Raw genomic sequence first — 22,655 nt, forward strand, 5'->3', positions numbered from 1 at the left:
CTGTATTGCTTCAGGATATAAAAGATCAAAATGTGTTATTTTCCGTTGCAGATGCTGCTTACGATAGTCAACGTATTTATGAAATTGCACGAACATGTAACATCTTTGCCATGAATCCAATCAATCCTAGGAATGGTGAACAAAATAAGAGTACACATCGTCGTGTATTATCTCATTTTATACAAACTATCTTTGGTAAACAATTGATGAAAGAACGTAGGAAAATTGAACAACAGTTTAGTAAACTCAAAGATAAAGGGTTGGAACAGCCACGTTGGTATGGTCAAAATCGCTATCTATTGCATGTTCAGCTAGTTTTTCTGATTCATAACATTGCATGTTTATTTTAGTTTTGCAACACCCTCTAATATTGTAAAAAATACAGCAACTGATGTAAATTTATATGAGACAAACGCGATTGACCGAGCGGCTTTAACGTCTGAATTTGTTGATAAGTTTAGAAAAAGTCCAGAGTTCCAAACAAGAAAAGAAGCAGGGGTTGCTTACTTAAGATTTAATCAAAGTAATCAGTACTTAAGTAATAAAAACTTAAGAAAAGCAATTTCAATGTCCTTTGACCGTGATAACATTGCAAAAGTTATTTTAAATAACGGTGCAATTGGAGCTTACGGATTTGTTGGAAAAGATTTCGCTGAAGGTCCGAATAAAAAAGATTTCCGAGCTGAAAATGGAAAGCTAGTTGAAACAAATCCAAAAGAAGCGAAAAAGCTTTGGGAAACAGCGAAGAAAGAGCTTGGAACTGATAAAATCGAACTAGAATTCTTAAACTTTGATAATGAAGATGCTAAAAAGGTTGGGGAATTCTTAAAAGGTGAGATGGAAAAGAACTTACCAGGTTTATCAATTAAAATTAAACAGCAACCATTCGCACAAAAAAATAAATTAGAAGATTCTCAGCAATATGATATTGCGTTTGGTATTTGGGGACCAGATTTCCCAGATCCAATCTCATATTTAGATATGTTTGTTACGAATGGTTCTCAAAATAAAACAGGGTATTCTAATCAGAAATATGATGAGTTAATCCTAAAAGCTAAAACAGATACAAAAGATTTACAAGCTCGCTGGGACAACCTTCTAGAAGTAGAGAAGATGTTAATTAAAGAGGATGCAGTTATCACTCCAATCTTCCAAAAAGGTTCAGCGTATGTAGTAAAAGGTGCCGTAAAAGATATTATCCCAATTAACTATGGTGGTAAATTAACTTACAAATGGGCATCTGTTGAACAAAAATAATCTTTTTTTCCATCGTTTACAAGGGTATATGCCTATGATGGGCATATGCTCTTATTTTAAAAAAATAAAAGTAAGAATATTTTAAACTATCTTATTGCTTTTGAGAAAAACGGGGAGGTGCTTGATATGGGACGTTATGTATTAAAACGTTTCGTGTACATGGCTTTGACATTATTTTTAATTACTACACTGACTTTCTTTTTGATGAAATTACTTCCGGGTTCTCCGCTTAAAAACCAGGAGAAGCTATCACCGGCACAAAAAGAAATCATTCTTGAAAAATACGGATTGAATGATCCGGTACCAGTTCAATACGCACGTTACTTAGGTAACCTAGCAAAAGGTGATTTAGGGGTATCATTCCAATATGATAACCGCCCAGTAACAGACATGATTGTGGATCGTATTGGACCATCAGCCCAATTAGGTTTACAAGCGATTATATTAGGAACATTTATCGGTTTAATTTTAGGTATTGTTGCCGCACTTCGTAATAATACGTGGGTAGATTATAGTGCAACAGTTATATCGGTACTCGGAATGTCGGTACCATCATTCGTATTCGCCGCATTACTGCAATATTTCGTAGGGGTAAAACTTGGCTGGTTCCCAGTAGCATTCTGGAAAGGACCAGAGTTTACTGTAATGCCTACAATTGCATTATCGATGTCAGTTATCGCAACAATCGCACGTTTCTCTCGTGCAGAATTAATTGAAGTTATGCAAGCCGATTACATTTTAACAGCGAAAGCGAAAGGAATTAGCCAAGGCGTTATCATTGTCAAACATGCACTTCGTAACGCGTTAATTCCAGTTGTAACAATTTTAGGACCAATGGTTGCGGCATTAATTACAGGAACACTTGTTATCGAGCAAATTTATGCTGTACCAGGACTTGGGGAACAATTCGTTAAATCGATTACTTTAAATGACTATACAGTTATTATGGGAACTACGATTTTCTATAGTGCAATCTTCATTTTAGTTATTTTCATTGTCGATATTTTATACGGAATTATTGATCCTCGTATTCGTTTAGCGGGAGGGAAAAAATGATGAAAGATGTACAAAAATTATCTCCAGATTTATTTCAACAAGCCAATCAAAATAATGTTGATAATGAAGTCATTGCCCGTCCAAGCCTAACGTTTTGGCAAGATGTAAGAAGACGTTTATTCCAACATAAAGGTGCGATGCTTGGCCTTGTATTATTAGTTATCATTGCACTATTAGCGATTTTTGGACCGATGGTAAGTAAACACTCGTATAAAGAGCAAGATTTAGGTCGAGCGAAATTACCACCAAAAATTCCAGTTATTGAAAATGTTCATTGGTTACCATTTGACGGTACAGATCAATATGGTGTTGACCAATATGAAAAACGTGATATTAAAGAGTACTTCTGGTTTGGTACAGATGATCTTGGCCGTGACTTATGGACAAGAACATGGGAAGGTACACGCGTATCATTATATATCGCTCTTTTAGCAGCAGCAATTGACTTAGTAATTGGGGTTGCATACGGAGGTATTTCAGCATTCTACGGCGGTAGAGTAGATAACATTATGCAACGTATTATGGAGATTATTAACGGTATTCCATACTTAATCATCGTTATTTTAATGGTAATCATTATGGGATCTGGTATTTGGTCAATTACACTCGCGATGGCGATTACAGGTTGGATAGGGATGTCGCGTATTGTTCGTGGACAAATCTTAAAGTTAAAAAACCAAGAATATGTATTAGCATCTCGTACATTAGGTGCAACAAATACACAATTAATTGTGAAACATTTAATTCCAAACGTAATGGGACCTATTATCGTAATGACAATGTTTACAATTCCATCAGCGGTGTTTGGTGAAGCGTTCTTAAGTTTCATCGGTTTAGGAATTCAGCCGCCATTTGCGTCACTAGGTTCTCTTGTAAATGATGGTTATAAATCTATTCAAACGTATCCGCATATGATGTTCATCCCTGCGGTTGTCATCAGTATATTAATTTTAGCGTTTAACTTAATGGCAGACGGATTACGCGACGCGTTAGATCCAAAAATGCGTAAGTAAAAGAGGGGAGAGGCAAAGATGAAAACATTGTTAGAGGTAAAAGATTTACAAGTCTCCTTTGATACACATGCAGGTGAAGTACAAGCTGTACGCGGCGTTACTTTTGATTTGGAAAAAGGAGAAACATTGGCGATTGTAGGAGAATCTGGTTCAGGGAAATCAGTTACTTCTAAAGCGTTAATGGGATTAATTCCGAATCCTCCTGGACGCATTAAAAATGGTGAAATCGTATTTGAAGGTCGTGACTTAACGAAATTAACAGAAAAAGAAATGCAGCAAGTACGCGGTAAAGATATCGCGATGATTTTCCAAGATCCAATGACATCATTAAACCCAACGATGACAATTGGAAATCAAATTATGGAAGGTCTAATTAAACACCAAGGGATGAGTAAAGCAGATGCACGTAAAGTTGCTTTAGAATTAATTGACCTTGTAGGTATTCCAAATCCAGAAGCTCGTTTAAAACAATATCCTCACCAATTCTCAGGTGGTATGAGACAGCGTGTAGTTATTGCGATGGCGTTAGCTTGTAACCCGAAATTATTAATTGCCGATGAGCCGACAACAGCGCTAGACGTTACGATTCAGGCGCAAATTTTAGAACTTATGAAAGACATTCAGCAAAAAACAGAAGCAGCAATCATTTTCATTACGCATGACTTAGGTGTAGTAGCAAACGTTGCGGACCGAGTGGCAGTTATGTACGCTGGTAAAGTTGTTGAAATTGGAACTGTAGATGAAATTTTCTACAATCCGAAACATCCATATACTTGGGGTTTAATCGCATCTATGCCAAGTTTAGATGGTTCAGAAGAAGAGTTATATGCAATCCCTGGAACGCCTCCAGATTTATTGAAGCCGCCAAAGGGAGATGCTTTTGCACCACGTAACCCGCAGGCACTGAAAATTGATTTTGAAATGGACCCACCTTTATTTAAAGTAAGTGATACGCACTATGCGGCAACTTGGTTACTTCACGAGCAAGCTCCAGAAGTAAAACCGCCAGCAGTCGTTGAAAAACGCATTCTTCAAATGAAAGCAGGTGAACAACATGACTAAACAACGTGAGAAATTAATTGAAGTAAAAAATGTAAAGCAGCACTTCGACGTGAGTGGTGGTGTTGTCAAAGCGGTTAATGATATTTCATTTGATATTTACCGCGGAGAAACATTTGGTCTTGTAGGAGAATCAGGTTGTGGTAAATCGACAACTGGAAGAACGATTATTCGTTTATATGATGCAACTGCTGGTGAAGTATTGTTCGATGGTGAAAACGTACATGGTAAGAAATCACGCGCAGAACTGAAGAAATTCAACCGTAAAATGCAAATGATTTTCCAAGATCCATACGCATCATTAAATCCTCGTATGACAGTAGGGGATATTATTGCAGAAGGTATTGATATTCACGGATTAGCGAAAAGTAAAAAAGAGCGCATGGACCGTGTTCATGAACTATTAAACACAGTTGGTTTAAATAAAGAGCACGCAAACCGTTTCCCACACGAATTCTCAGGTGGACAACGTCAGCGTATCGGTATCGCTCGAGCGCTTGCTGTAGACCCAGAATTTATCATTGCCGATGAGCCGATCTCAGCACTTGACGTATCGATTCAGGCGCAAGTTGTAAACTTACTGAAAAAGTTACAAAAAGAAAAAGGTTTAACATACTTATTCATCGCCCATGATTTATCAATGGTAAAATACATTAGTGATCGTATTGGTGTAATGTACCGTGGCCAAATCGTTGAGTTAACAACAAGTGATGAATTATATGCGAATCCAATTCATCCATATACGAAATCACTATTATCAGCGATTCCACTTCCAGATCCAGATTATGAGCGCAATCGTAAACGTATCGTATATGATCCATCACAGCATAATTATGGTAGTGAAGCACCAACAATGCGTGAAATTCGCCCAGGACATTTCGTACTATGTTCGGAAGCGGAGTACAAGAAATATAAAGAGATTTATCAATAAGAAAAAGAGCCATTCTTCTGTTATGGAAGGATGGCTCTTTTTCTACTATATAAAAGAATTGTATACATTTGTCGGTCAGTCGATATATTTGAAGAATCGCCGATATAAATCTCATGTATCATTAGTGATATCCATATGCAAAATTACTGAACTTGAACAGAAACATTCTCCTCTTGTTCTTCAGGTTTAACAAGTGCATAACGCTCCCATGCTCTACTTTTCCAGCGGAAGAACATAATAATGGCACGTGTCCATTCGTCGATGGCGATTGCTAGCCAAATACCAACGAGCCCCATATCTAAATGAAAGGCGAAAAAGTAACCTAGTGGTAAACTCATTAACACCATAGAGAAGGCACCGATTAAAACAGGATATTTTGCATCACCAGCTGCACGAAGCGAATTAATGATGACGATATTCATCGTACGTCCCGTTTCAAGTAGTACACTTAGTAAAAGAACACTTGCGCCTAACCCGATAATGTACGGATTATCTGTAAACAGTCCCATTAATTGTGTACGGAATGTAATAACGAGAGCGACCATACATAAAGTTACACCAATCGCCCATTTTACACTTTTCCACAAGCGTTCGTATGCTTCATCTTTTTCGCCACCACCAACGAGGCGGCCAATAATAATGGCTGTTCCCATACCAATTGCAATAGCGAATAAATAAGTGAACATAGAAATGTTCGTAGCGTATTGTCTAGCCGCTAACGATTCCGTTCCTAAATATGTTGCATAGTATAAGAAGACAATTTGACAAGCTTGATACATAACTTGCTCAAAAGCAGATGGAATCCCGATTTTTAAAATTTTCCCGATATATTCTTTTGATAAGGTAAAATAATATTGTAATTTTACACGATATTCCATAACGCGGTATAGTAACCAGAAGAAAACAATAAGCGCTATAAGTCGGCTGACAGCAGAAGAAATGGCAGCCCCTTGTACACCGAGCTCAGGGAAACCAAATTTCCCGAAAATGAGTACATAGTTTCCAGCGATATGAATCATATTCATTCCGAGTGAAATAAACATCGCTTGCTTTGTAAAACCGTGTACACGGATAATTGCGGCTAATGAGTTAATAATAGCTTGTAGGAAGATGGCTCCTCCGACGATAGATAAGTAGTTTTGCGCATACGTTAGTACATCGCCTTGTAAGTTCATTGCGAGCATCATATGTTTCGAAAATAAAAGAAAACCAGCGCTTATAACGAGCCCAACTATTAAATTTAATGTGACGGCTAATGCTGATATTTTAGATGCTTCCATAAAGCGTTTGGAACCGAGGTATTGAGATACGACGATAGCTGCGCCGTTCCCGATGACTTCTAGTACCAAAATAGCGATATGGAGGTATTGATTCGCTGCACCAACCCCAGATACAGCATCGTCTGATAATGCACTTAACATGAAAGTATCAGCGATCCCCATTAACATAAAAAGAAAAACTTCTAGAAAAATAGGCCATGTTAATAAGAATAAACTTAATTTCTCAGTAGGCCCGTTTTTTGCCTGAATTGCTGCCATGTCCGTCCCCTCTTTACCGATATCTATTTTTAGCAAAATGTATCGTAACATACTTTCTTAACCTTTGCACTCATTTTAGCCTACATATTTTTATTATGAAGAGAGTGCTATTTTATGATAAAAACAAAAGGATAATTATACATAAAGTATTATGAGATATAAAATTCATTTTTCTCTGATAATTTAGAAAAGTATAAAAATGTTGTTTTTAACACTTTAGTAAGAATAATCAGCAATATGAAACGTTTACAAAGATTTATTTTTTAACAAGAAATTTTAATGAAATAGAAATATAAATATACAAAAAATATATTTGTGTGTATAATATGAATTATTAGAACATATATATATTTCTTTCTGTTTGAAAATGAAAGGGCTAACATTTTTGTGGAGGGTGGAAGTATGAAAAAAAAGATGCCAGTTTTTGTAGTATCAACAGTAGCAATGAGCATGATGTTAGGGGCATGTAGCTACCAAAAAGATGAACCGCAAGCGAACGCAAAAGGGGATAGCGGGAAAAGCGGTGCGAAGCAAGTTATTAACTTAATTGAAACGCAAGAAATTCCAACGATGGATCCAGCGTTATCAGCTGATGCAGTTTCTTCAAGAGTAATGGGTAATACGATGGAAGGCTTATACAGTTTAGGAAAAGATGATAAGCTAGTTCCTGGTGTAGCGAAGGAATTCCAAAAATCAGAAGATGGTAAAAAATATACATTTAAATTACGTGAAGACGCAAAATGGTCAAATGGTGATCCTGTGACGGCAAAAGATTTCGTATACGCATGGCAAAGAGCGATTAACCCAGATACAGCTGCGAAATCAGCGTACATTATGTATGATATAAAAAATGCAGAGAAAATTAATAAAAAAGAGATGAGTCCGGATCAATTAGGGGTAAAGGCGATTGATGATTATACATTAGAAGTGGAATTAGATAATTCAATTCCATACCTTGTAGATTTAATGGTATATCCAATCTTCTATCCTGTGAATGAAAAGTTTGTGAAAGAGCAAGGTACGAAGTTTGGTTTGGAAGCGAATACAACGCTTTATAACGGACCATTTACATTAAGTGATTGGCAACATGAACGTAGCTTTAAAATGACAAAGAGCGCGTCATATTGGGACAATAAAGAAGTGAAGATTGAAGAAGTAAACTTTAATATTGTAAAAGATACATCTACGCCAATTAACTTATATGAAACAAATGCAATTGATCGAGCGTCGTTATTAGCGGAGTTTATTGATAAATATAAAGGAAAACCAGATTTCCAAACAGTAGAAGATACATCTGTATTCTTCCTTCGTTTAAATCAAAAAGATCCAGCTTTAGCAAATAAAAATATTCGTAAAGCAATTTCACTTGCTTTTGACCGTAAGCCATTCGTGGATACATTATTAAATAACGGTTCTAAGCCAGCAACAGGATTAATTCCTGATAACTTCATTAAAGGACCAGATAAAAAAGATTTCCGTGCTGTAAACGGGGATATTGTAAAACCAAACGTGAAAGAAGCGAAGAAATATTGGGAAGCTGGTAAAAAAGAACTTGGTAAAAATGAAATCGAATTAGAATTATTAAATGAAGATGTAGAGTTATCAAAGAAAACTGGTGAATATTTAAAAGGTGAATTAGAAAAGAATTTACCAGGTTTAACAGTAAAAATTAAACAACAACCATTCGCACAAAAACTAAAATTAGAAGATGCGGGCGATTATGTCATGTCATTCTCTGGATGGAGTGCGGACTTCCCAGATCCAATTACATATCTTGATATGTTTGTAACAGATGGGTCACAAAATAAGATGAAGTACTCTAATCCAAAATACGATGAAATCATTATGAAAGCGAAAAAAGATGGAAGCGATGTAAATGCTCGTTGGAAGAACTTATTAGAAGCAGAAAAAATGTTACTTGATGATGCTGCGATTGTTCCAGTATATCAACGTGGTAGAGCATATTTACAAAGAGATTCAATTAAAAATATGTATAACCATAAATATGGCGGCGATTTAAGCTTTAAATGGGCGTCAGTAGAGAAATAAGAAAAAAAGCAGGCGATCGCCTGCTTTTTTTTAATACGTTCGTTTCTTATAAATGCCTTTTCCGCCAACTTGGTTCCAGCCAGATTGTACACCCAAACTTTTGTTAACAAACTTCATTTTTTCTTTTCCACCAAAGAGCTTTTCGCCGATGCTATTTGTAATGACACCAATCAATGCTGTTATTCCGATGATGAGGGCAGCAACCGTAATAAAATCAATAAAAAAAGCAATCATTTGAAAACTCCCCCTTTGCCTGTCTGTATGTTTATTGTATGAGATAAAAAATGAAAAAGAAAGAAATGTCAGAAAAATATTTAATTTACTTTAGAAATCGTGTAGACAGGAGGGAGGATATTTGTTAAAATAAGAACAAATGTTCCTTTTTATTCTCATTTGTATAGTCTTACATTTCTTAATTGATTTATCAAGAAAAAGTAAGAAAACGTTCTCTTTTTCATAGGGAAGATTATAGATAAATAACTATATATTATATGAAAAATCTATGAGAAGTGAGTAGTAAAAGGATTGAAAGTTATTGTTAAAGTACAGCTGAAGTGAGCGTAATCATGTTACATAGCAGTGAAATGCACGGAAGAGTTTTCTCAACTAGCAGGAAATTTACTGTATATTTCTTGCAAAATCTATTGTATAATGATTATAGAAGTTACTTATTAAAAGTAATTGTTGTTTATTATAAGTTGTTGCTTACATGAAATGCGATTTTTGTACTTTTCAATAAGACAAGTTATCGCGAAAAATTGCTGAAGTTAGAAATTAAAACTGTATTTAGTACAGAATTTGTACTCTTTAAGGAGAGTGAGCTTTGTATGGTAACATTATATAGTTCTCCAAGCTGTACGTCTTGTAGAAAGGCGAAATTATGGCTAGAGGAAAATCATATTCCCTATACAGAACGTAATATTTTCTCAGATCCATTAACGATTGAGGAAATTAAAGAGATTTTACGTATGACAGAAAGCGGAACGGATGAGATTATTTCTACTCGTTCGAAAGTTTTCCAAGAATTGAATGTAAACTTAGAGTCTTTACCACTTCAAGATTTATATAAGATGATTCGTGACTATCCAGGGATTTTACGTCGTCCAATTATGATTGACGAGAAACGCCTTCAAGTTGGTTACAACGAAGACGAAATTCGTCGTTTCTTACCACGTACAGTAAGAACGTTCCAATTACGTGAAGCACAACGTCTTGTAAATTAATTATAATAATATGAAAACCTTCTACCTATTATATAGTAGAAGGTTTTTTTAATGTTTCACATTGCGTAATCGAACTTGTTGTACGATAAAGCCGATGCATAAAATAGTGAAAATGAACAAATAAGGAATGCTTGTAGTGAAACTTGGATTGTTATGAAAAAAGGTTGCAAGTCTGTCTTCATGTGTAACCATTTTTCCTGCAGTATAGGCAAGAATCGCTGCCCCGCAATAAATGAGGAATGGAAATCGTTCCATAAGTATTAAAATAAGTTTGCTGCCCCAAATAATAATCGGGATAGAAATGAGTAAGCCGATTATGACGAGTAAAAATCTCCCGTGAGCTGCACCTGCAATGGCAATAACATTATCAAACCCCATAACGAGATCCGCGAAAACAATTGTCCGCACAGCTTGAAATAAAGTTGTTTTTCCTTGAATAGAAGAAAGATCGTTGCTATTATCGGTTAATAAATTGACTGCAATTAATGTAAGTAAAACCCCGCCAATCAATTGTAGAAATGGAATGTCGAGTAAATAGACAGCTAGTATAGTAAGGATGATTCTTAGTACAATCGCTAAAAGAGTACCGATCAAAATAGCCTTATTTCGTTTCGATTCAGGTAAATTTCGGCTAGCTAGTGCGATGACGATTGCATTGTCACCACCTAATACAACATCGATACCGACAATCATTAGTACGGATGTTAAAAACTCTAAGTCCATTCGTCTGCCTCCATTTATGATGTTTTAATAAGCGAACTATATGTATGTGATGAAGAAAGTTGTTGTTAAATAATCTCTTCTAATAGAAGTTTCACTTTATTACAGTGTACGGGGGAATGTGGAAATGTATGTCCAAATTTTTTGTAAGTAAGAAATCGCTATAATAATATATTTATGTAGTTTATCGAGGAAAGATAGGCATATAACTATTTTTGTAAAATAAATCGATTTTATTTCCATTCTGGAGAATCTTATCATAAAATGAGAGTACAAGGATCTATTGATTTGTCATATGAGTGGGGAATCCCTTCATAACAATTCTAAGCAGGAAGGGAGAGTTGTATTTTGGATATTGAAAGAATTAATGATCATACGATGAAATTTTTTATTACGTACATTGATATAGAGGATAGAGGATTTAATCGTGAAGAAATTTGGTATGATCGCGAACGAAGTGAAGAGCTCTTTTGGGAGATGATGGACGAAGCTCGTGATCATGACGATTTCTTTATTGATGGACCGTTATGGATTCAAGTGCAAGCAGTCGATAAAGGGATTGAAGTACTTGTCACGAAAGCAGAGCTTTCAAAGGACGGACAAAAGCTGGAACTACCGATAGGGGTAGACAAAATTATAGATATTCCTCTAGATGAAGGCATCGAATCATTATTCCAACAAGAATTAGTCGAAGAGGTAGAAGAACAAACAGGAACAAACTTTAATGAAGATGGTACGTTTGGCTTTTTAATTAAATTTAATGATTTTGAAGATATCATTTCATTAAGTCATCGTCTTATCTTTGAAGATATAAAAGATGAGCTGTATTCATTTGAGGACCGCTATTATGTATATGTGGAATTCGATGAAGTGCTACATGATGAAGAAGAAATCGATCGTATTTTAAGTATTATTTTAGAATATGGAGAAGAATCAACTTTAACAATTCATCGTGTAAGTGAGTATGGAAAACAAATTGTGAAAGAGCATGCGCTTGAAACGATTCGCAATAATTTTCCTGCTAAAACGTAGGCCGATTTCTGTAGTATGAAATCGGCTTTTTATATGAAGAATAGGAAAGCTTTCTTAGTTAGGAGGTAAGAGATGAAAAATACGTTAAAGCTGATTTTCTTTATACTGCTATTGTTCGCATTATTTGTTTCGTTACGTATGTTTATTGATGTAGCATTTTATTCAGATGTGATTGGGATAAAAGATGTTTCGATTTTAGGTATTATTAGTATTTTATTTACAGTATCTGCGTTTTTAATTGGTTGCGTTATTTTCTTAGAAAATCGACATCCATCTAAAACACTTACATGGTTAATTGTTTTAGGGATTTTTCCGGTATTTGGTTTCTTTGCTTATTTATTATTTGGACAAAATTTTCGAAGAAAAAGAATGTTCCAAAAGAAGGCGTTACTTGATGAACAGGCGTTTTTACAATATAAAGGGCATGAAGATTACGAAGAACGAATTTTACGCAATCATAAGCATCAAGAACTGTTATTTCGTTTAGCGGATCGATTAGGAGCTTTAAATATTTCATTTCAAACTGAAACGAGGACATTAACAAATGGAGATGAAACGTTTCGGGCTATTTTAAATGGGTTAAAACGAGCGAAACATCACATTCATATGGAATATTACATTGTGCGTGATGATAAATTAGGAACAGAAATTAAAGATATTTTAATACAAAAATCGAAAGAAGGCGTTGTTGTTCGCTTTTTATATGATGCGGTTGGAAGTTTTAAGTTATCGAAATCGTATATTGAAGAATTAAACGATGCAGGTGTAGAAATGATTCCATTCTTTCCTGTGCGCTTTCCGATTTTAAACGATAAGATTAATTATCGAAATCATAGGAAAATTGTTGTGATTGATGGGAACGAAGGGTTTGTAGGCGGATTAAATATCGGTGATGAGTATTTAGGGAAAAATAAATATTTTGGCTTTTGGCGAGATACGCATTTGTATTTACGTGGTGAAGCGGTTCAAAGTTTACAACTTATTTTCCTTCAAGACTGGTTTTATATGACTGGAGAGGCTGTGCTAGCCCCTGAATATTTACAAGCAAAAGCAGTTGAGGGTGATCATTGGGGAGGAGTGCAGCTAGTTGCAGGTGGCCCCGATAATAAGTGGGAAACGATTAAGCATTTATATTTCGCAATGATCGCTTCTGCTCGGAAATCAATTTGGATTGCAACGCCGTATTTTATTCCGGATGATGATATTTTATCCGCATTAAAGGTTGCTGCACTTGCTGGTATTGATGTTCGTTTATTAATGCCGAGTAAACCGGATAAGCGTACTGTCTTTTACGCATCGAGATCGTACTTCCCAGAGCTTTTAGATGCAGGAGTAAAGATATATGAATACGAAAAAGGTTTTCTTCATAGTAAAATTGTCATCGTTGATTCTGATTTAGCTTCAATTGGGACAGCTAATATGGATATGAGAAGTTTTCATTTGAATTTTGAAGTAAATGCCTTTTTATATGATACAGATAGCATTCGAAAACTTGTTCAAGACTTTAAAGATGATTTAGAAGAATCAAGTGAAATTCATGGTGATCATTTTCATAAAAGACGTCTTCATAGACGAATTGTTGAATCAACGTACCGATTATTATCACCTTTATTATAAAAAGAGATGTCCGAAATTGGGACATCTCTTTTTTAAAAGGAATTTGTAACAAATTGTAGAATATAAGGAGCTGAAAGGGTGTGATTACGATATTTATCGCTAAAAGAGAAAACGGTGAAAAAATTCATTTACTCTATAATTGTAATGAAGAGCTTTTGCGCCGTATGCGTCAACAAGAACGATTCTTTTGTGTAGCTTGCGGAAAGGAAGTGCAAATGAAATTAGGGAAACAAAAAAGTTGGCATTTTGCTCATAAAAAAGTGGATTCATGTCTTGCCTTTTATGAAGCGGAATCAAAGTATCATATGCATGGTAAAGAATTGTTATATAGATGGTTCAAACGTCAAAACTTTCAGGTGGATATAGAGTACTACCTCCCAGAAATTAAGCAACGACCAGATGTTTTTGTAGAGAGGGCGGGTAGAAAAATTGCAATTGAATACCAATGTGCAAACCTCGCTATAGAGCAGCTGTACAAAAGAACATATTCGTATTGGCAAGCTGGTATACAGGTCATTTGGATCGTTGGTGGAAATCAATTGAAAAAGCAATCTGCATATTGGATGAAATTTTCCTCACTTATGGCTTTCTCCTTACAATCTTATCCTCAGCCACTTCTTATTTTCTTCTGTCCGAAACAAAAATCATTTATGAAATGTGCATTTGTCACTCCCTTTTCTACAAATGTTTTTTTCTCACATACTATATATTTACCAACTGATGCGACTACTTTTGAAATGCTTTTTTCTCCTGTTCCTTTCGGGAAAGAAAGATTGGGTGAAGAGTGGAAGAAGAGAAAGAAAAACTTTCGCCAAAATGCCTTACCGATTTGGAATTATAATTATAAGTCATTATTACGCCTCTTATATCAATTTAAATGTACCCCAGCGAGCTTTCCTTCTGAAATTGGTGTTCCACTCCTTTCTGCATTTGCTTTTCAAACAAACCCATTTATATGGCAAGCTTTTCTATATATGAAGTGTATAGGGGAGCTTGCAGTGGGAGAGTGTATTTCTCTTCAATACGTGTGTAGTTATGTAAAAAGGTATACGAAAAGGCGGATACTTCCGTACTTTTCGCAGCACATATGGAAAATGGCAGTTACTGAATATATGACATTTTTATGCTATATAGGTGTTTTACGTAAAGTGGGAACTTATACGTACCGAAAAATAAGGGATGCCGTGATGTTAAAAACAGAGGAGGAAATTATGAAACATGATGAGATTTGCTTAATACATGCGCTATCTTTATTTGAGGCAAATTTTAACATGAGAGGAGGAAAAGCGGATATAATAAAGAATGATTGTGAAGGAATTACATAAGAAAAAAACGAATTGTACTTAAGTAGAGATATTTAAAGGAGGGCTTAAAGAATGTCTGAACAAAACAAAGCGAAAGCATTACCAGATCGCAACGAGATTGAAGAAGCAAGTACGTGGCGATTAGAAGATATTTTCCAAACGGATGCAGAATGGGAAAAAGAATTCCAAGCTATTAAAGAGCTATTACCGAAGTTAACTGAATTTAAAGGGAAACTTGGTGACTCTGCGGACAATTTACTTGAGGCATTGCAATATGAAGATGAAATATCAATGCGATTAGGTAAGTTATATACATATGCTCATATGCGTTACGATCAAGATACAACAAACTCTGTATATCAAGCATTAAATGATCGTGCAACAAATTTATATTCACAAGTATCTAGTAGCACAGCGTATATTGTGCCTGAAATTTTATCGATTTCAGAAGATACATTGCAAACATTCTTGAAGGAAAATAGAGATTTAAGTGTATATGAACATGCATTAGAAGAAATTACACGTCAACGCCCGCACGTATTATCAGAAGCTGAGGAAGCTTTATTAGCGGAAGCATCTGAAGTAATGAGTTCATCAAGCAATACATTTGGTATGTTGAATAACGCGGATTTAAAATTCCCATCTATTAAAGGGGAAGACGGAGAAGAAATAGAAATTACACATGGCCGTTACATTCAGTTCTTAGAAAGTGATGATCCTCGTGTTCGCAAAGATGCATTTAAAGCTGTATATGAAACGTACGGAAAATTTAAAAACACATTCGCAAGTACGTTAAGCGGAGCAGTAAAACGTAATAATTTCAATGCGCGTGTTCGTAAATATGATTCTGCTCGCCAAGCTGCACTGAGCAATAATAATATTCCGGAAGCAGTATACGATCAACTCGTTGAAACAGTAAATGACAACTTACATTTATTACACCGTTACATCGATATTCGTAAGCGTGCACTAGGACTTGATGAGCTTCATATGTATGATTTATATACACCACTTGTACCAGAAGTGAAAATGAATGTGAAATACGAAGAAGCGCAAGACCTTTTATTAAAATCTTTAAACGTACTTGGTGATGAATATGTTGATATTTTGAAAGAGGCATATGAAAATCGCTGGGTAGATGTGTATGAGAATAAAGGAAAACGAAGCGGGGCATATTCATCTGGTGCATATGGAACAAATCCGTATATTTTAATGAACTGGCATGATAATGTAAATAATTTATTTACACTTGCTCATGAGTTTGGTCATTCGGTGCATAGTTACTATACAAGAAAAACACAACCGCACGTATATGGTGATTATTCCATCTTCGTAGCAGAAGTGGCATCTACTTGTAATGAAGCACTTCTAAATGATTATTTATTAAAAACGACAGAAGATAAGAAAGAGCGTCTATATTTATTAAATCATTATTTAGAAGGGTTCCGTGGTACTGTATTCCGTCAAACGATGTTTGCAGAGTTTGAACATATTATTCATAAGAAAGTACAAGAAGGACATGCTGTTACGCCAGACATGTTAACGGAAATTTACTATGATTTAAATAAGAAATATTTCGGTGACGCTTTAGTAATCGACGAAGAGATTGGTTTAGAATGGTCTCGTATCCCACACTTCTACTACAACTATTACGTATATCAATACGCAACAGGATTTAGTGCTGCGACAGCTCTATCTAAACAGATTTTAGAAGAAGGACAACCAGCAGTAGAACGTTATATTAATGAGTTCTTAAAAGCAGGAAGCTCTGATTATCCAATTGAAGTGCTGAAAAAAGCAGGAGTAGATATGGCATCTCCTGAACCAGTAAAAGAGGCGCTACAAGTATTTGAAGAGAAATTAAATGAATTAGAAGCATTATTATTTGAAGAAAAGTAATGAAAAAAGACGAGGGATTGTATCCTCGTCTTTTTGTTGAATAGATTCAATGTCGATATTTGTCGGAGAGAAAGGTGAATTTCTTTGTTTTTCTAACTGAAAGGATAGTTTTACGACTGATTTTTAAAATTAAAACCCTTTGAATCGTTTTTTATAATTGAAATAAGAGAGAGTGATAACGATGATTCCGAATAAAAGAGGTAAGGCAATAATTTTAGGAAAAGCTTGTAGTAGAGAGAGGATGTACAAGAAAAAAGAAACGATGACAGCTAGAAAGAGAAGAGCAATATAAGATTTTTTCATAAATAAACCCCCTAAATGACCTTTTTTATAGCTTATTCAAAAATGAAAACGTTTAGAATGTGACAAAAGTGTGAAATTCGACAAAAGGGGTTGTCATCTGACGTCGAATCTTGTAATATAATAAGCGTGAACGAATTCACATACAAACATATACCCCTTTGTTTGAACGTGAAAATTTCTCCCATCCCCTTTAATATTTTTATAAGCCGTAAAGAAAAAGACCTGGTGTTTACACCAGGTCTTTTTCTTTTGCTATCCATTTCCAATAACGTTCGCATTTTACTTCTATCATTTGTACTTTTCGTTTCAGTTGTAATTTTTTTAGTTCGCGTTCAATTTCTTGTTGCGGACAATCATAAATAAATGCTACTTCTTTTGAAGATATAAATTGTGTTGCTTCTAGTAACACTTCTAAAGGTGGTAATGGTTCTGGCTCAATTTCACATTTTACAAGTTCTTTCAATAATTGTACGTATACATCGTAGGAATAATTTCCAGCGATTTTAATACCTTCTTCATCTGAGTTCGCATGAAAAAAGACGAGGGAAGGTATTTCTGTAATATGCATTTCATTTGTGAATTTCAAGTCACATTGGAAAGCTTTTTTTGCACTAGCAGAATGTAGATCTTTTTTAAATTCTTCTACATCAATATTGCTATCTTTCGCACATGCAAGTAATAGTTCGCAGTCAGGGTTTGATACATTTTCAAGGAAAATGTATTCTTGGAGTTTTCGCAAAAACTTCGAACCTGCTTTTCGGCCTTGCAACTCCGCTGCCTTAATTGCCATCGAAACTAAATATGGTGTTGACGATGCTTCTTGCATATGTACCTTTCCATCACATGAAAAACCTTGTAAACTGGTTGTCTTTTCCCACACAAATCGAATATTAGCAGGTTTATTCCATTTGTGTGAGGAAGCGTTCGTTCCATCCACTTTTCCTGTTACGATATGACGAATAGAGAAGTATTTCCCGTATTCAAGCCATAGTTTAATAATAAAAGGCTCAATTTCCCAGCAATCTTTACAAAGTGGATCAATAAATAAATATGCTTCTACAGACTTATGCTCGCATGCGGAAGGAGATGGCATATTTATATGCTTTGCTTCCTGCTTATCCATTACACTTCACCTGTTTCGTTTGGAGTATTAACCATATGCTGAGCGGTTAATGCTAAACGTTCAAAAACAAACTCTCTTATATGACCATGAACTCCAGTATCATCCATTGCTTGCTCCATACATGATAGCCAAGCCTCTGCTCGTTTTGGAGTAATCTCAAACGGAAGGTGGCGTGCCCTTAACATAGGATGACCATGTTCTTCAGTGTACAAATTAGGACCACCTAAATATTGTGTTAAAAATTGCTTCTGCTTCCTAGCGGTTTCTGTTAAATCTTCCGGGAAGATGGGAGATAAGTCAGGGTGTTTACTGACATAGGAATAAAATGTATCTACTAATATTGCAATGCATTGTTCACCGCCAATTGCTTCAAATGGTGTCATCGGTTGCTTGCTCATCCTTTATAAACTCCTTTTTCCATGAAATGTATATCTATTGTAGCAATGGAATGTTCGAGAGGGCAAATAAACAGCTTTCTCAAAGATTCTTTGCTTATTCTACGGGTGTAAACTTTTTTAGTGAGATGTATCCACTAGTGAAACATATTCACTAGTGGAATTTTCACTTTAGCGTGCTTTGTTTTGTTTGGCAAGGAAAAAGCGTTTTACTTTGTTATTTGTATGGCGAACAGGTATGTTATGTTGCGTTAATAAATGAATAAATGCAGCTTTTCCTGTTTCTTCATCTTGCACTTCAAATTCAATTTCATAATCATCGTGATTGTAATAGAAACTATGATCAAAGACAAGCGTTCCGCCTTTAAATAATGTTTCTGCTCTTTCTGTTGTTAAACTACCCATATATGTTAAAGCAGAAACAGGAATTTGTAATTTGTGTAATTGATCTACTACTGCTCCTTGAATGATTGTGTTTGTTTCCATCATCATTTTTGCTTCGTCTTCTGTTACGACTTGATGCGTTTCTAATAAACCGATTTCTGCAGGTTGTTTCAACGTTAACGTATAAGTTTCTCCTTTATGACGAATACGAAGTGCAGAGCCAGCTTCTTTTAACGAGAAGTCAGGTGTTTCAAAGTAGTGATTCACTTGTTTTGTAAATGCTTCAATAGAAAACGATTTACATAATGTATCGAATTCTTCTTTTGTAACGATATTTTTGAATTCAATTTCAATTTCTTGTGTCATTGTATAATCTCCTTTTGAAAAATAATTCTTTACACATTATCGCTTTTTCATAAATTTGGTTCAATGTTTTATTTGTTTGCGTCCATGTTATGATACAATAATACTGTTAAGTAAGACAGGAAGTTGAGATGGAGGAGTTAGAGCATGCAAAATAAAATCCAAGTTAAGAGCGTAGAAAAGAGAGAGAATGCTCTTATTTTTTGTGCGGAAAATAGTGAAATAGAGGTAAAGGAGTTAAGTGCGCGTAATCACGTACTTGTAGACTCAGACAATTTATCATTTTTATATATCTTAGAAAATGAATCATCTTTCATTTATGTAAGTATTCCGCACACATGCTGGGAAGCAATGCATGAAGCGATGAATAACGATGTGGTTATGTTCGTTCGCGTGAATGACATTGAAATGGAATTAGAAGGATTAAAAGAAGAAGTAGAATATTTAGTTGAAAATATTGAAGGTAATGCAAATTACGGAGAAGAATTAGTAACTGCTGTAGAAAAAGTATTTCTATAAGCAAATGGCTAGAGCGATTGTAGGCAAGCACTTTTGTAGTTTTAAAATTATTGCTTGCCCACAATTTGCCCACGAGATTTTAAAAATTGATCGTATTGGTCTACGGATGTTTCGTCCATTGATTTTGTAACATGTAGATATACGTTGGCTGTCATGTCTATTGTGGCATGCCCCAAACGTTCAGAAACATATTTGATATTTGCTCCACTTTGAAGTAAGTGTACAGCATGAGAGTGTCTAAATCCATGTAAGGTTATATATTTTAAATTCCCTTCTTTACAGGCCCTTTGCAGGAAACATAACACGGGTGCGGGGAGCATGCAGGCGTTGTCCTCATGTGTGAAAATAAAATGGTAATCTGCATAGTAGTCTCCGTATTTTAAAATGTTTTGGGCTTGCTGATTTCTTATTTGTTCTAGTAAATTTAGGGTGGTCGTATCTAATGACAAAATGCGGTTACTACTTTTGTTTTTTGGAGGCCCAAAAGCAATAGATTGACTCCTTTTCACAGATAGTAATGTTTTGTTAATAGTTAAGGTTCTTTTTTGAAAATTTACATCGGTCCATTGTAAAGCTAAACATTCGCCAATCCGTAAGCCTGTCCTTGATAAAAACATAAATAACGAATAATATTTAAATGATTTTTTTTTGTGTAAAATAAAGTCTAAAAACTCTTGCAATTCGTCTATATCATAACATTTAATTTCATTTTGTACAGAGGTAATTTGAAGTGCTTTCATTTGGATTTTATCAGTAGGATTTTTATTTATGATATTGAGTTCCATCATAGCTATATTGAGCGCGCCATGAATAGTAGCATGTATCACATTCACAGTTTGTTTATGCAGTTTTATAAGCAATTTATTAATAAATTGTTGGTAGCGGACCCGAGTTAAGTCTTTGATTTTGGTACTTCCGAATTCAGGTAATATATATTTTCTAATGTTTTTATGGTATGCATAATATGTTCGTGGAGAGATGTTGCCCTTTTTATATGTGTCTAACCATTCGTACATATAATCGTGAAATGTAATGTTGTTGTCTTGCATGTTTACTCCGTTTGCTATTTTTTCTTCTATTTTTGCAGCTGCTAATTGAGCTTCTTTTTTTGTTTTAAATCCTCCTTTGGAGGTTTCTTTGAATTTCCCCATTTCTTTATATCGAATGCGATATTCCCATTTATCATTACGTTTTCTAAAACTAGCCATTGTGTTCACTCCATTCAATTTTTATAAAAATGCTCCTCTTGTTAGAGATAAAAATGTAGAGCTATCTTTAAATAAATCTATCCATTTGTGTAGGTATTCCATAGTGCTGTAATAATTCTTGCTTTGTTTGTATGTAGTAATCATGATGACTTCCATCGATAAGAAATCTCGTTGCAAAATAGTTTGCTTCAGCTTCTATACGAATTTCAGAACAAAGAGATACCGTGGATAGTTTAGGTGTATTTTCATCTGGATGAAATAAAGCGTGCCCCAATTCGTGAAAACAAGTGAAGATTTGATTCTGATATGAAAGTCGTTCGTTAATATGTATAAAAGGGATACGAGATACTTTGTGGTAGTATCCATAAATATCCCCCAAGGATTCTGTGATAACGACTATGCCTTTTGCTTCAGCAATAAGGAACGGATCTCTGGTGTTATATTGTCTAAGTAGCTTGTCTATTGCTAAGTTAATTTGCTGTTTGGAAACCAATTAGATCCACTCCAGTCATTCTTCGCTTCTATATTTTTTAGGTGTAAATTTCTTTTTAGCCATTTCTTTTCCTAATCTCAGAGAATTTTCTAAAGAAATAATTAAAAGCTGTTTTGTTTCTTCTGACATCGGTTCGGAGTCTTTAGAGAATGCGAGTGCATCTGCGTTGCTCATATCCGCTATTAATGCTTCTAATTGCTTTTGAATATCTTTTTCATCTTTTTCGGTAAGCTCCCAATATTGTTTTTTTGTTCTACCTAGTAAGTAATCTATCGAAACGTCAAAGTAGTCAGCCACTTTTTGTACACGTTCAACGGAAGGAGTTCTTTTTTTCCATTGGTAAATGGTGTTTTGACCAAATCCTAAATCTTCTTCTAACTTAGATACAGATATATCTTTCTTTTGGCAAAGTTGTTTTATGATTTCTGTAATTCCCATTAGATCAACCCTTTCAACTAGTACAGAGTTGTTTATTCAATAAGTTAGATCTGAATGTTGAAAACTAACGAATTGAATAATATACTTTGTACATGAGCTACTTATTTAGCTGTTGAAACACTACAAAGAAAAGCAGATAAATCACGTTCCCCAACGTTTAAGTGCTACAAGTGTAGGTTTATTTAGCTATGACTTTATTTTATTCAATAAGTTAGTTAGAGTCAATAGAAAGCTAAAAATTTAGCTTATAAAATTAAAAAAGGAGTTAGCTTTATGGATAAAACATTCGGAAAAAAAGTTAAAACATGGCTGATAATTAATGATATGAAGCAAAAGGACCTAGCAGAAATGTTAGATATTTCGAATCCTTATTTATCGGACATTCTTTTAGGGAAGAGGGAGGGAAAGAAAGTAAAGGAAAAAATCATGAAAATTTTAGAAATAAAGGAGGCTTCATAATGACGGCGACGGTACAAGTCATTATTGATGATAGTTATGTGCAAAAAGAAGTTTCTCGTCAAGTAAATGAGCGTTTGGTAGACATGGGAATTGGCACTTGGTGGGATATGAAAAGACTTCAATATGAAACGAGTAGAAGTTATGACTGGTTAATGGAGTATGTGGTCTATGACTTACGGGTGCAAGGATTTGCGAAACAAAAGAATAATCGATGGTTATTTAAAGCAAAAGAAATGAAAGCATTTCTTGAAAAGTATTTTGATGAATTATAG

At 34.9% G+C, this 22,655-nt stretch carries 24 protein-coding genes and 1 pseudogene; 15 read left to right on the forward strand and 10 right to left on the reverse strand.

Annotated features, from left to right (window positions below):
• From V6946_RS06135 to V6946_RS06160, 6 genes and pseudogenes are all read left to right on the forward strand, one after another.
• The coding region (locus V6946_RS06135) for a transposase (RefSeq protein WP_406622056.1) at nucleotides 1-350 on the forward strand (350 nt) is incomplete at its 5' end.
• A gap of 16 nt (nucleotides 351-366) precedes the next feature.
• Nucleotides 367-1,257: pseudogene (locus V6946_RS06140) on the forward strand (peptide ABC transporter substrate-binding protein); the annotation flags it as partial.
• 126 nt (nucleotides 1,258-1,383) lie between these two features.
• Complete coding sequence (gene opp3b, locus V6946_RS06145; protein WP_006929049.1) at nucleotides 1,384-2,313, forward strand: oligopeptide ABC transporter permease; 930 nt, start codon at nucleotides 1,384-1,386, stop codon at nucleotides 2,311-2,313.
• Nucleotides 2,310-3,326, forward strand: a complete 1,017-nt coding sequence (gene opp3C / locus V6946_RS06150) for an oligopeptide ABC transporter permease (protein WP_000974106.1) — start codon at nucleotides 2,310-2,312, stop codon at nucleotides 3,324-3,326. The genes opp3b and opp3C overlap by 4 nt, the downstream gene beginning before the upstream one ends.
• An 18-nt stretch (nucleotides 3,327-3,344) precedes the next feature.
• Nucleotides 3,345-4,388, forward strand: coding sequence for an ABC transporter ATP-binding protein (locus V6946_RS06155; protein WP_000854337.1), 1,044 nt, complete (start codon nucleotides 3,345-3,347; stop codon nucleotides 4,386-4,388).
• Nucleotides 4,381-5,316 carry an ABC transporter ATP-binding protein gene (locus V6946_RS06160; protein WP_000166348.1) on the forward strand — a complete coding sequence of 312 codons (936 nt, stop codon included), beginning with the start codon at nucleotides 4,381-4,383 and terminating at the stop codon, nucleotides 5,314-5,316. The genes V6946_RS06155 and V6946_RS06160 overlap by 8 nt, the downstream gene beginning before the upstream one ends.
• Nucleotides 5,317-5,459: 143 nt before the next feature.
• Here the strand turns inward: V6946_RS06160 and V6946_RS06165 are convergent, their stop codons facing one another.
• Nucleotides 5,460-6,905 (reverse strand): MATE family efflux transporter, encoded by a 1,446-nt coding sequence (locus tag V6946_RS06165; RefSeq protein ID WP_002164600.1) that lies wholly within the window; start codon nucleotides 6,903-6,905, stop codon nucleotides 5,460-5,462.
• A gap of 351 nt (nucleotides 6,906-7,256) precedes the next feature.
• On the opposite strand from V6946_RS06165, the gene V6946_RS06170 reads away from it, so the two are divergent.
• Nucleotides 7,257-8,903 (forward strand): peptide ABC transporter substrate-binding protein, encoded by a 1,647-nt coding sequence (locus V6946_RS06170; protein ID WP_000728609.1) that lies wholly within the window; start codon nucleotides 7,257-7,259, stop codon nucleotides 8,901-8,903.
• Between the two features lie 30 nt (nucleotides 8,904-8,933).
• On the opposite strand, the gene V6946_RS06175 is transcribed toward V6946_RS06170, so the two are convergent.
• Complete coding sequence (locus V6946_RS06175; RefSeq protein WP_000559972.1) at nucleotides 8,934-9,137, reverse strand: hypothetical protein; 204 nt, start codon at nucleotides 9,135-9,137, stop codon at nucleotides 8,934-8,936.
• A gap of 593 nt (nucleotides 9,138-9,730) precedes the next feature.
• On the opposite strand from V6946_RS06175, the gene spx reads away from it, so the two are divergent.
• Complete coding sequence (gene spx, locus V6946_RS06180; RefSeq protein ID WP_000258267.1) at nucleotides 9,731-10,126, forward strand: transcriptional regulator Spx; 396 nt, start codon at nucleotides 9,731-9,733, stop codon at nucleotides 10,124-10,126.
• A 48-nt stretch (nucleotides 10,127-10,174) separates the two neighbouring features.
• On the opposite strand, the gene V6946_RS06185 is transcribed toward spx, so the two are convergent.
• Entirely contained in the window at nucleotides 10,175-10,849 is a 675-nt protein-coding gene (locus V6946_RS06185; RefSeq protein WP_000362607.1) for a TerC family protein, read from the reverse strand.
• A gap of 345 nt (nucleotides 10,850-11,194) precedes the next feature.
• Here V6946_RS06185 and mecA point away from each other — a divergent pair, with 345 nt between their 5' ends.
• The 4 genes from mecA (at nucleotide 11,195) to pepF (ending at nucleotide 16,698) form a co-directional block, all read left to right on the forward strand.
• On the forward strand, nucleotides 11,195-11,878 hold the full coding sequence (gene mecA / locus V6946_RS06190) for an adaptor protein MecA (protein ID WP_006929070.1): 684 nt from the start codon (nucleotides 11,195-11,197) through the stop codon (nucleotides 11,876-11,878).
• 72 nt (nucleotides 11,879-11,950) lie between these two features.
• Complete coding sequence (locus tag V6946_RS06195) at nucleotides 11,951-13,495, forward strand: cardiolipin synthase (RefSeq protein WP_000799194.1); 1,545 nt, start codon at nucleotides 11,951-11,953, stop codon at nucleotides 13,493-13,495.
• An 80-nt stretch (nucleotides 13,496-13,575) separates the two neighbouring features.
• Nucleotides 13,576-14,820 carry a competence protein CoiA family protein gene (locus V6946_RS06200; RefSeq protein WP_366981960.1) on the forward strand — a complete coding sequence of 415 codons (1,245 nt, stop codon included), beginning with the start codon at nucleotides 13,576-13,578 and terminating at the stop codon, nucleotides 14,818-14,820.
• Between the two features lie 51 nt (nucleotides 14,821-14,871).
• Complete coding sequence (pepF, locus tag V6946_RS06205) at nucleotides 14,872-16,698, forward strand: oligoendopeptidase F (protein WP_000003348.1); 1,827 nt, start codon at nucleotides 14,872-14,874, stop codon at nucleotides 16,696-16,698.
• Between the two features lie 129 nt (nucleotides 16,699-16,827).
• On the opposite strand, the gene V6946_RS06210 is transcribed toward pepF, so the two are convergent.
• The 4 genes from V6946_RS06210 to V6946_RS06225 all read right to left on the reverse strand — a co-directional run bounded on the left by V6946_RS06210 (nucleotide 16,828) and on the right by V6946_RS06225 (nucleotide 19,269).
• On the reverse strand, nucleotides 16,828-17,001 hold the full coding sequence (locus tag V6946_RS06210; RefSeq protein ID WP_000750355.1) for a hypothetical protein: 174 nt from the start codon (nucleotides 16,999-17,001) through the stop codon (nucleotides 16,828-16,830).
• A 229-nt stretch (nucleotides 17,002-17,230) separates the two neighbouring features.
• Nucleotides 17,231-18,124: a ClpXP adapter SpxH family protein gene (locus tag V6946_RS06215; RefSeq protein WP_000360645.1), complete on the reverse strand. Its 894-nt coding sequence runs from the start codon at nucleotides 18,122-18,124 to the stop codon at nucleotides 17,231-17,233.
• Nucleotides 18,124-18,522, reverse strand: a complete 399-nt coding sequence (locus V6946_RS06220; RefSeq protein ID WP_000043386.1) for a hypothetical protein — start codon at nucleotides 18,520-18,522, stop codon at nucleotides 18,124-18,126. Before V6946_RS06220 ends, V6946_RS06215 begins: the two co-directional genes overlap by 1 nt.
• A gap of 168 nt (nucleotides 18,523-18,690) precedes the next feature.
• On the reverse strand, nucleotides 18,691-19,269 hold the full coding sequence (locus tag V6946_RS06225) for a CYTH domain-containing protein (RefSeq protein WP_000191122.1): 579 nt from the start codon (nucleotides 19,267-19,269) through the stop codon (nucleotides 18,691-18,693).
• Between the two features lie 144 nt (nucleotides 19,270-19,413).
• Between V6946_RS06225 and V6946_RS06230 the strand changes: the two genes are divergently transcribed.
• The gene (locus tag V6946_RS06230) at nucleotides 19,414-19,785 is read left to right on the forward strand and encodes a hypothetical protein (protein ID WP_001180003.1); all 372 of its coding nucleotides are present in this window, start codon (nucleotides 19,414-19,416) and stop codon (nucleotides 19,783-19,785) included.
• Nucleotides 19,786-19,832: 47 nt separating this feature from the next.
• Here V6946_RS06230 and V6946_RS06235 read toward each other — a convergent pair whose 3' ends face one another.
• The 3 genes from V6946_RS06235 to V6946_RS06245 all read right to left on the reverse strand — a co-directional run bounded on the left by V6946_RS06235 (nucleotide 19,833) and on the right by V6946_RS06245 (nucleotide 21,924).
• Complete coding sequence (locus tag V6946_RS06235) at nucleotides 19,833-20,993, reverse strand: site-specific integrase (protein ID WP_366981961.1); 1,161 nt, start codon at nucleotides 20,991-20,993, stop codon at nucleotides 19,833-19,835.
• Between the two features lie 67 nt (nucleotides 20,994-21,060).
• A complete protein-coding gene (locus tag V6946_RS06240; RefSeq protein WP_061656787.1) occupies nucleotides 21,061-21,486 on the reverse strand; it encodes an ImmA/IrrE family metallo-endopeptidase in 426 nt (141 codons plus the stop codon).
• A 15-nt stretch (nucleotides 21,487-21,501) separates the two neighbouring features.
• Nucleotides 21,502-21,924 carry a helix-turn-helix transcriptional regulator gene (locus V6946_RS06245; protein WP_366981962.1) on the reverse strand — a complete coding sequence of 141 codons (423 nt, stop codon included), beginning with the start codon at nucleotides 21,922-21,924 and terminating at the stop codon, nucleotides 21,502-21,504.
• A 273-nt stretch (nucleotides 21,925-22,197) separates the two neighbouring features.
• On the opposite strand from V6946_RS06245, the gene V6946_RS06250 reads away from it, so the two are divergent.
• On the forward strand, nucleotides 22,198-22,383 hold the full coding sequence (locus V6946_RS06250) for a helix-turn-helix transcriptional regulator (protein ID WP_061656789.1): 186 nt from the start codon (nucleotides 22,198-22,200) through the stop codon (nucleotides 22,381-22,383).
• Complete coding sequence (locus V6946_RS06255) at nucleotides 22,383-22,655, forward strand: DUF771 domain-containing protein (protein WP_366981963.1); 273 nt, start codon at nucleotides 22,383-22,385, stop codon at nucleotides 22,653-22,655. The genes V6946_RS06250 and V6946_RS06255 overlap by 1 nt, the downstream gene beginning before the upstream one ends.

This window comes from Bacillus sp. PPSBB_2, assembly GCF_045291115.1.
GTDB lineage: Bacteria > Bacillota > Bacilli > Bacillales > Bacillaceae_G > Bacillus_A > Bacillus_A cereus.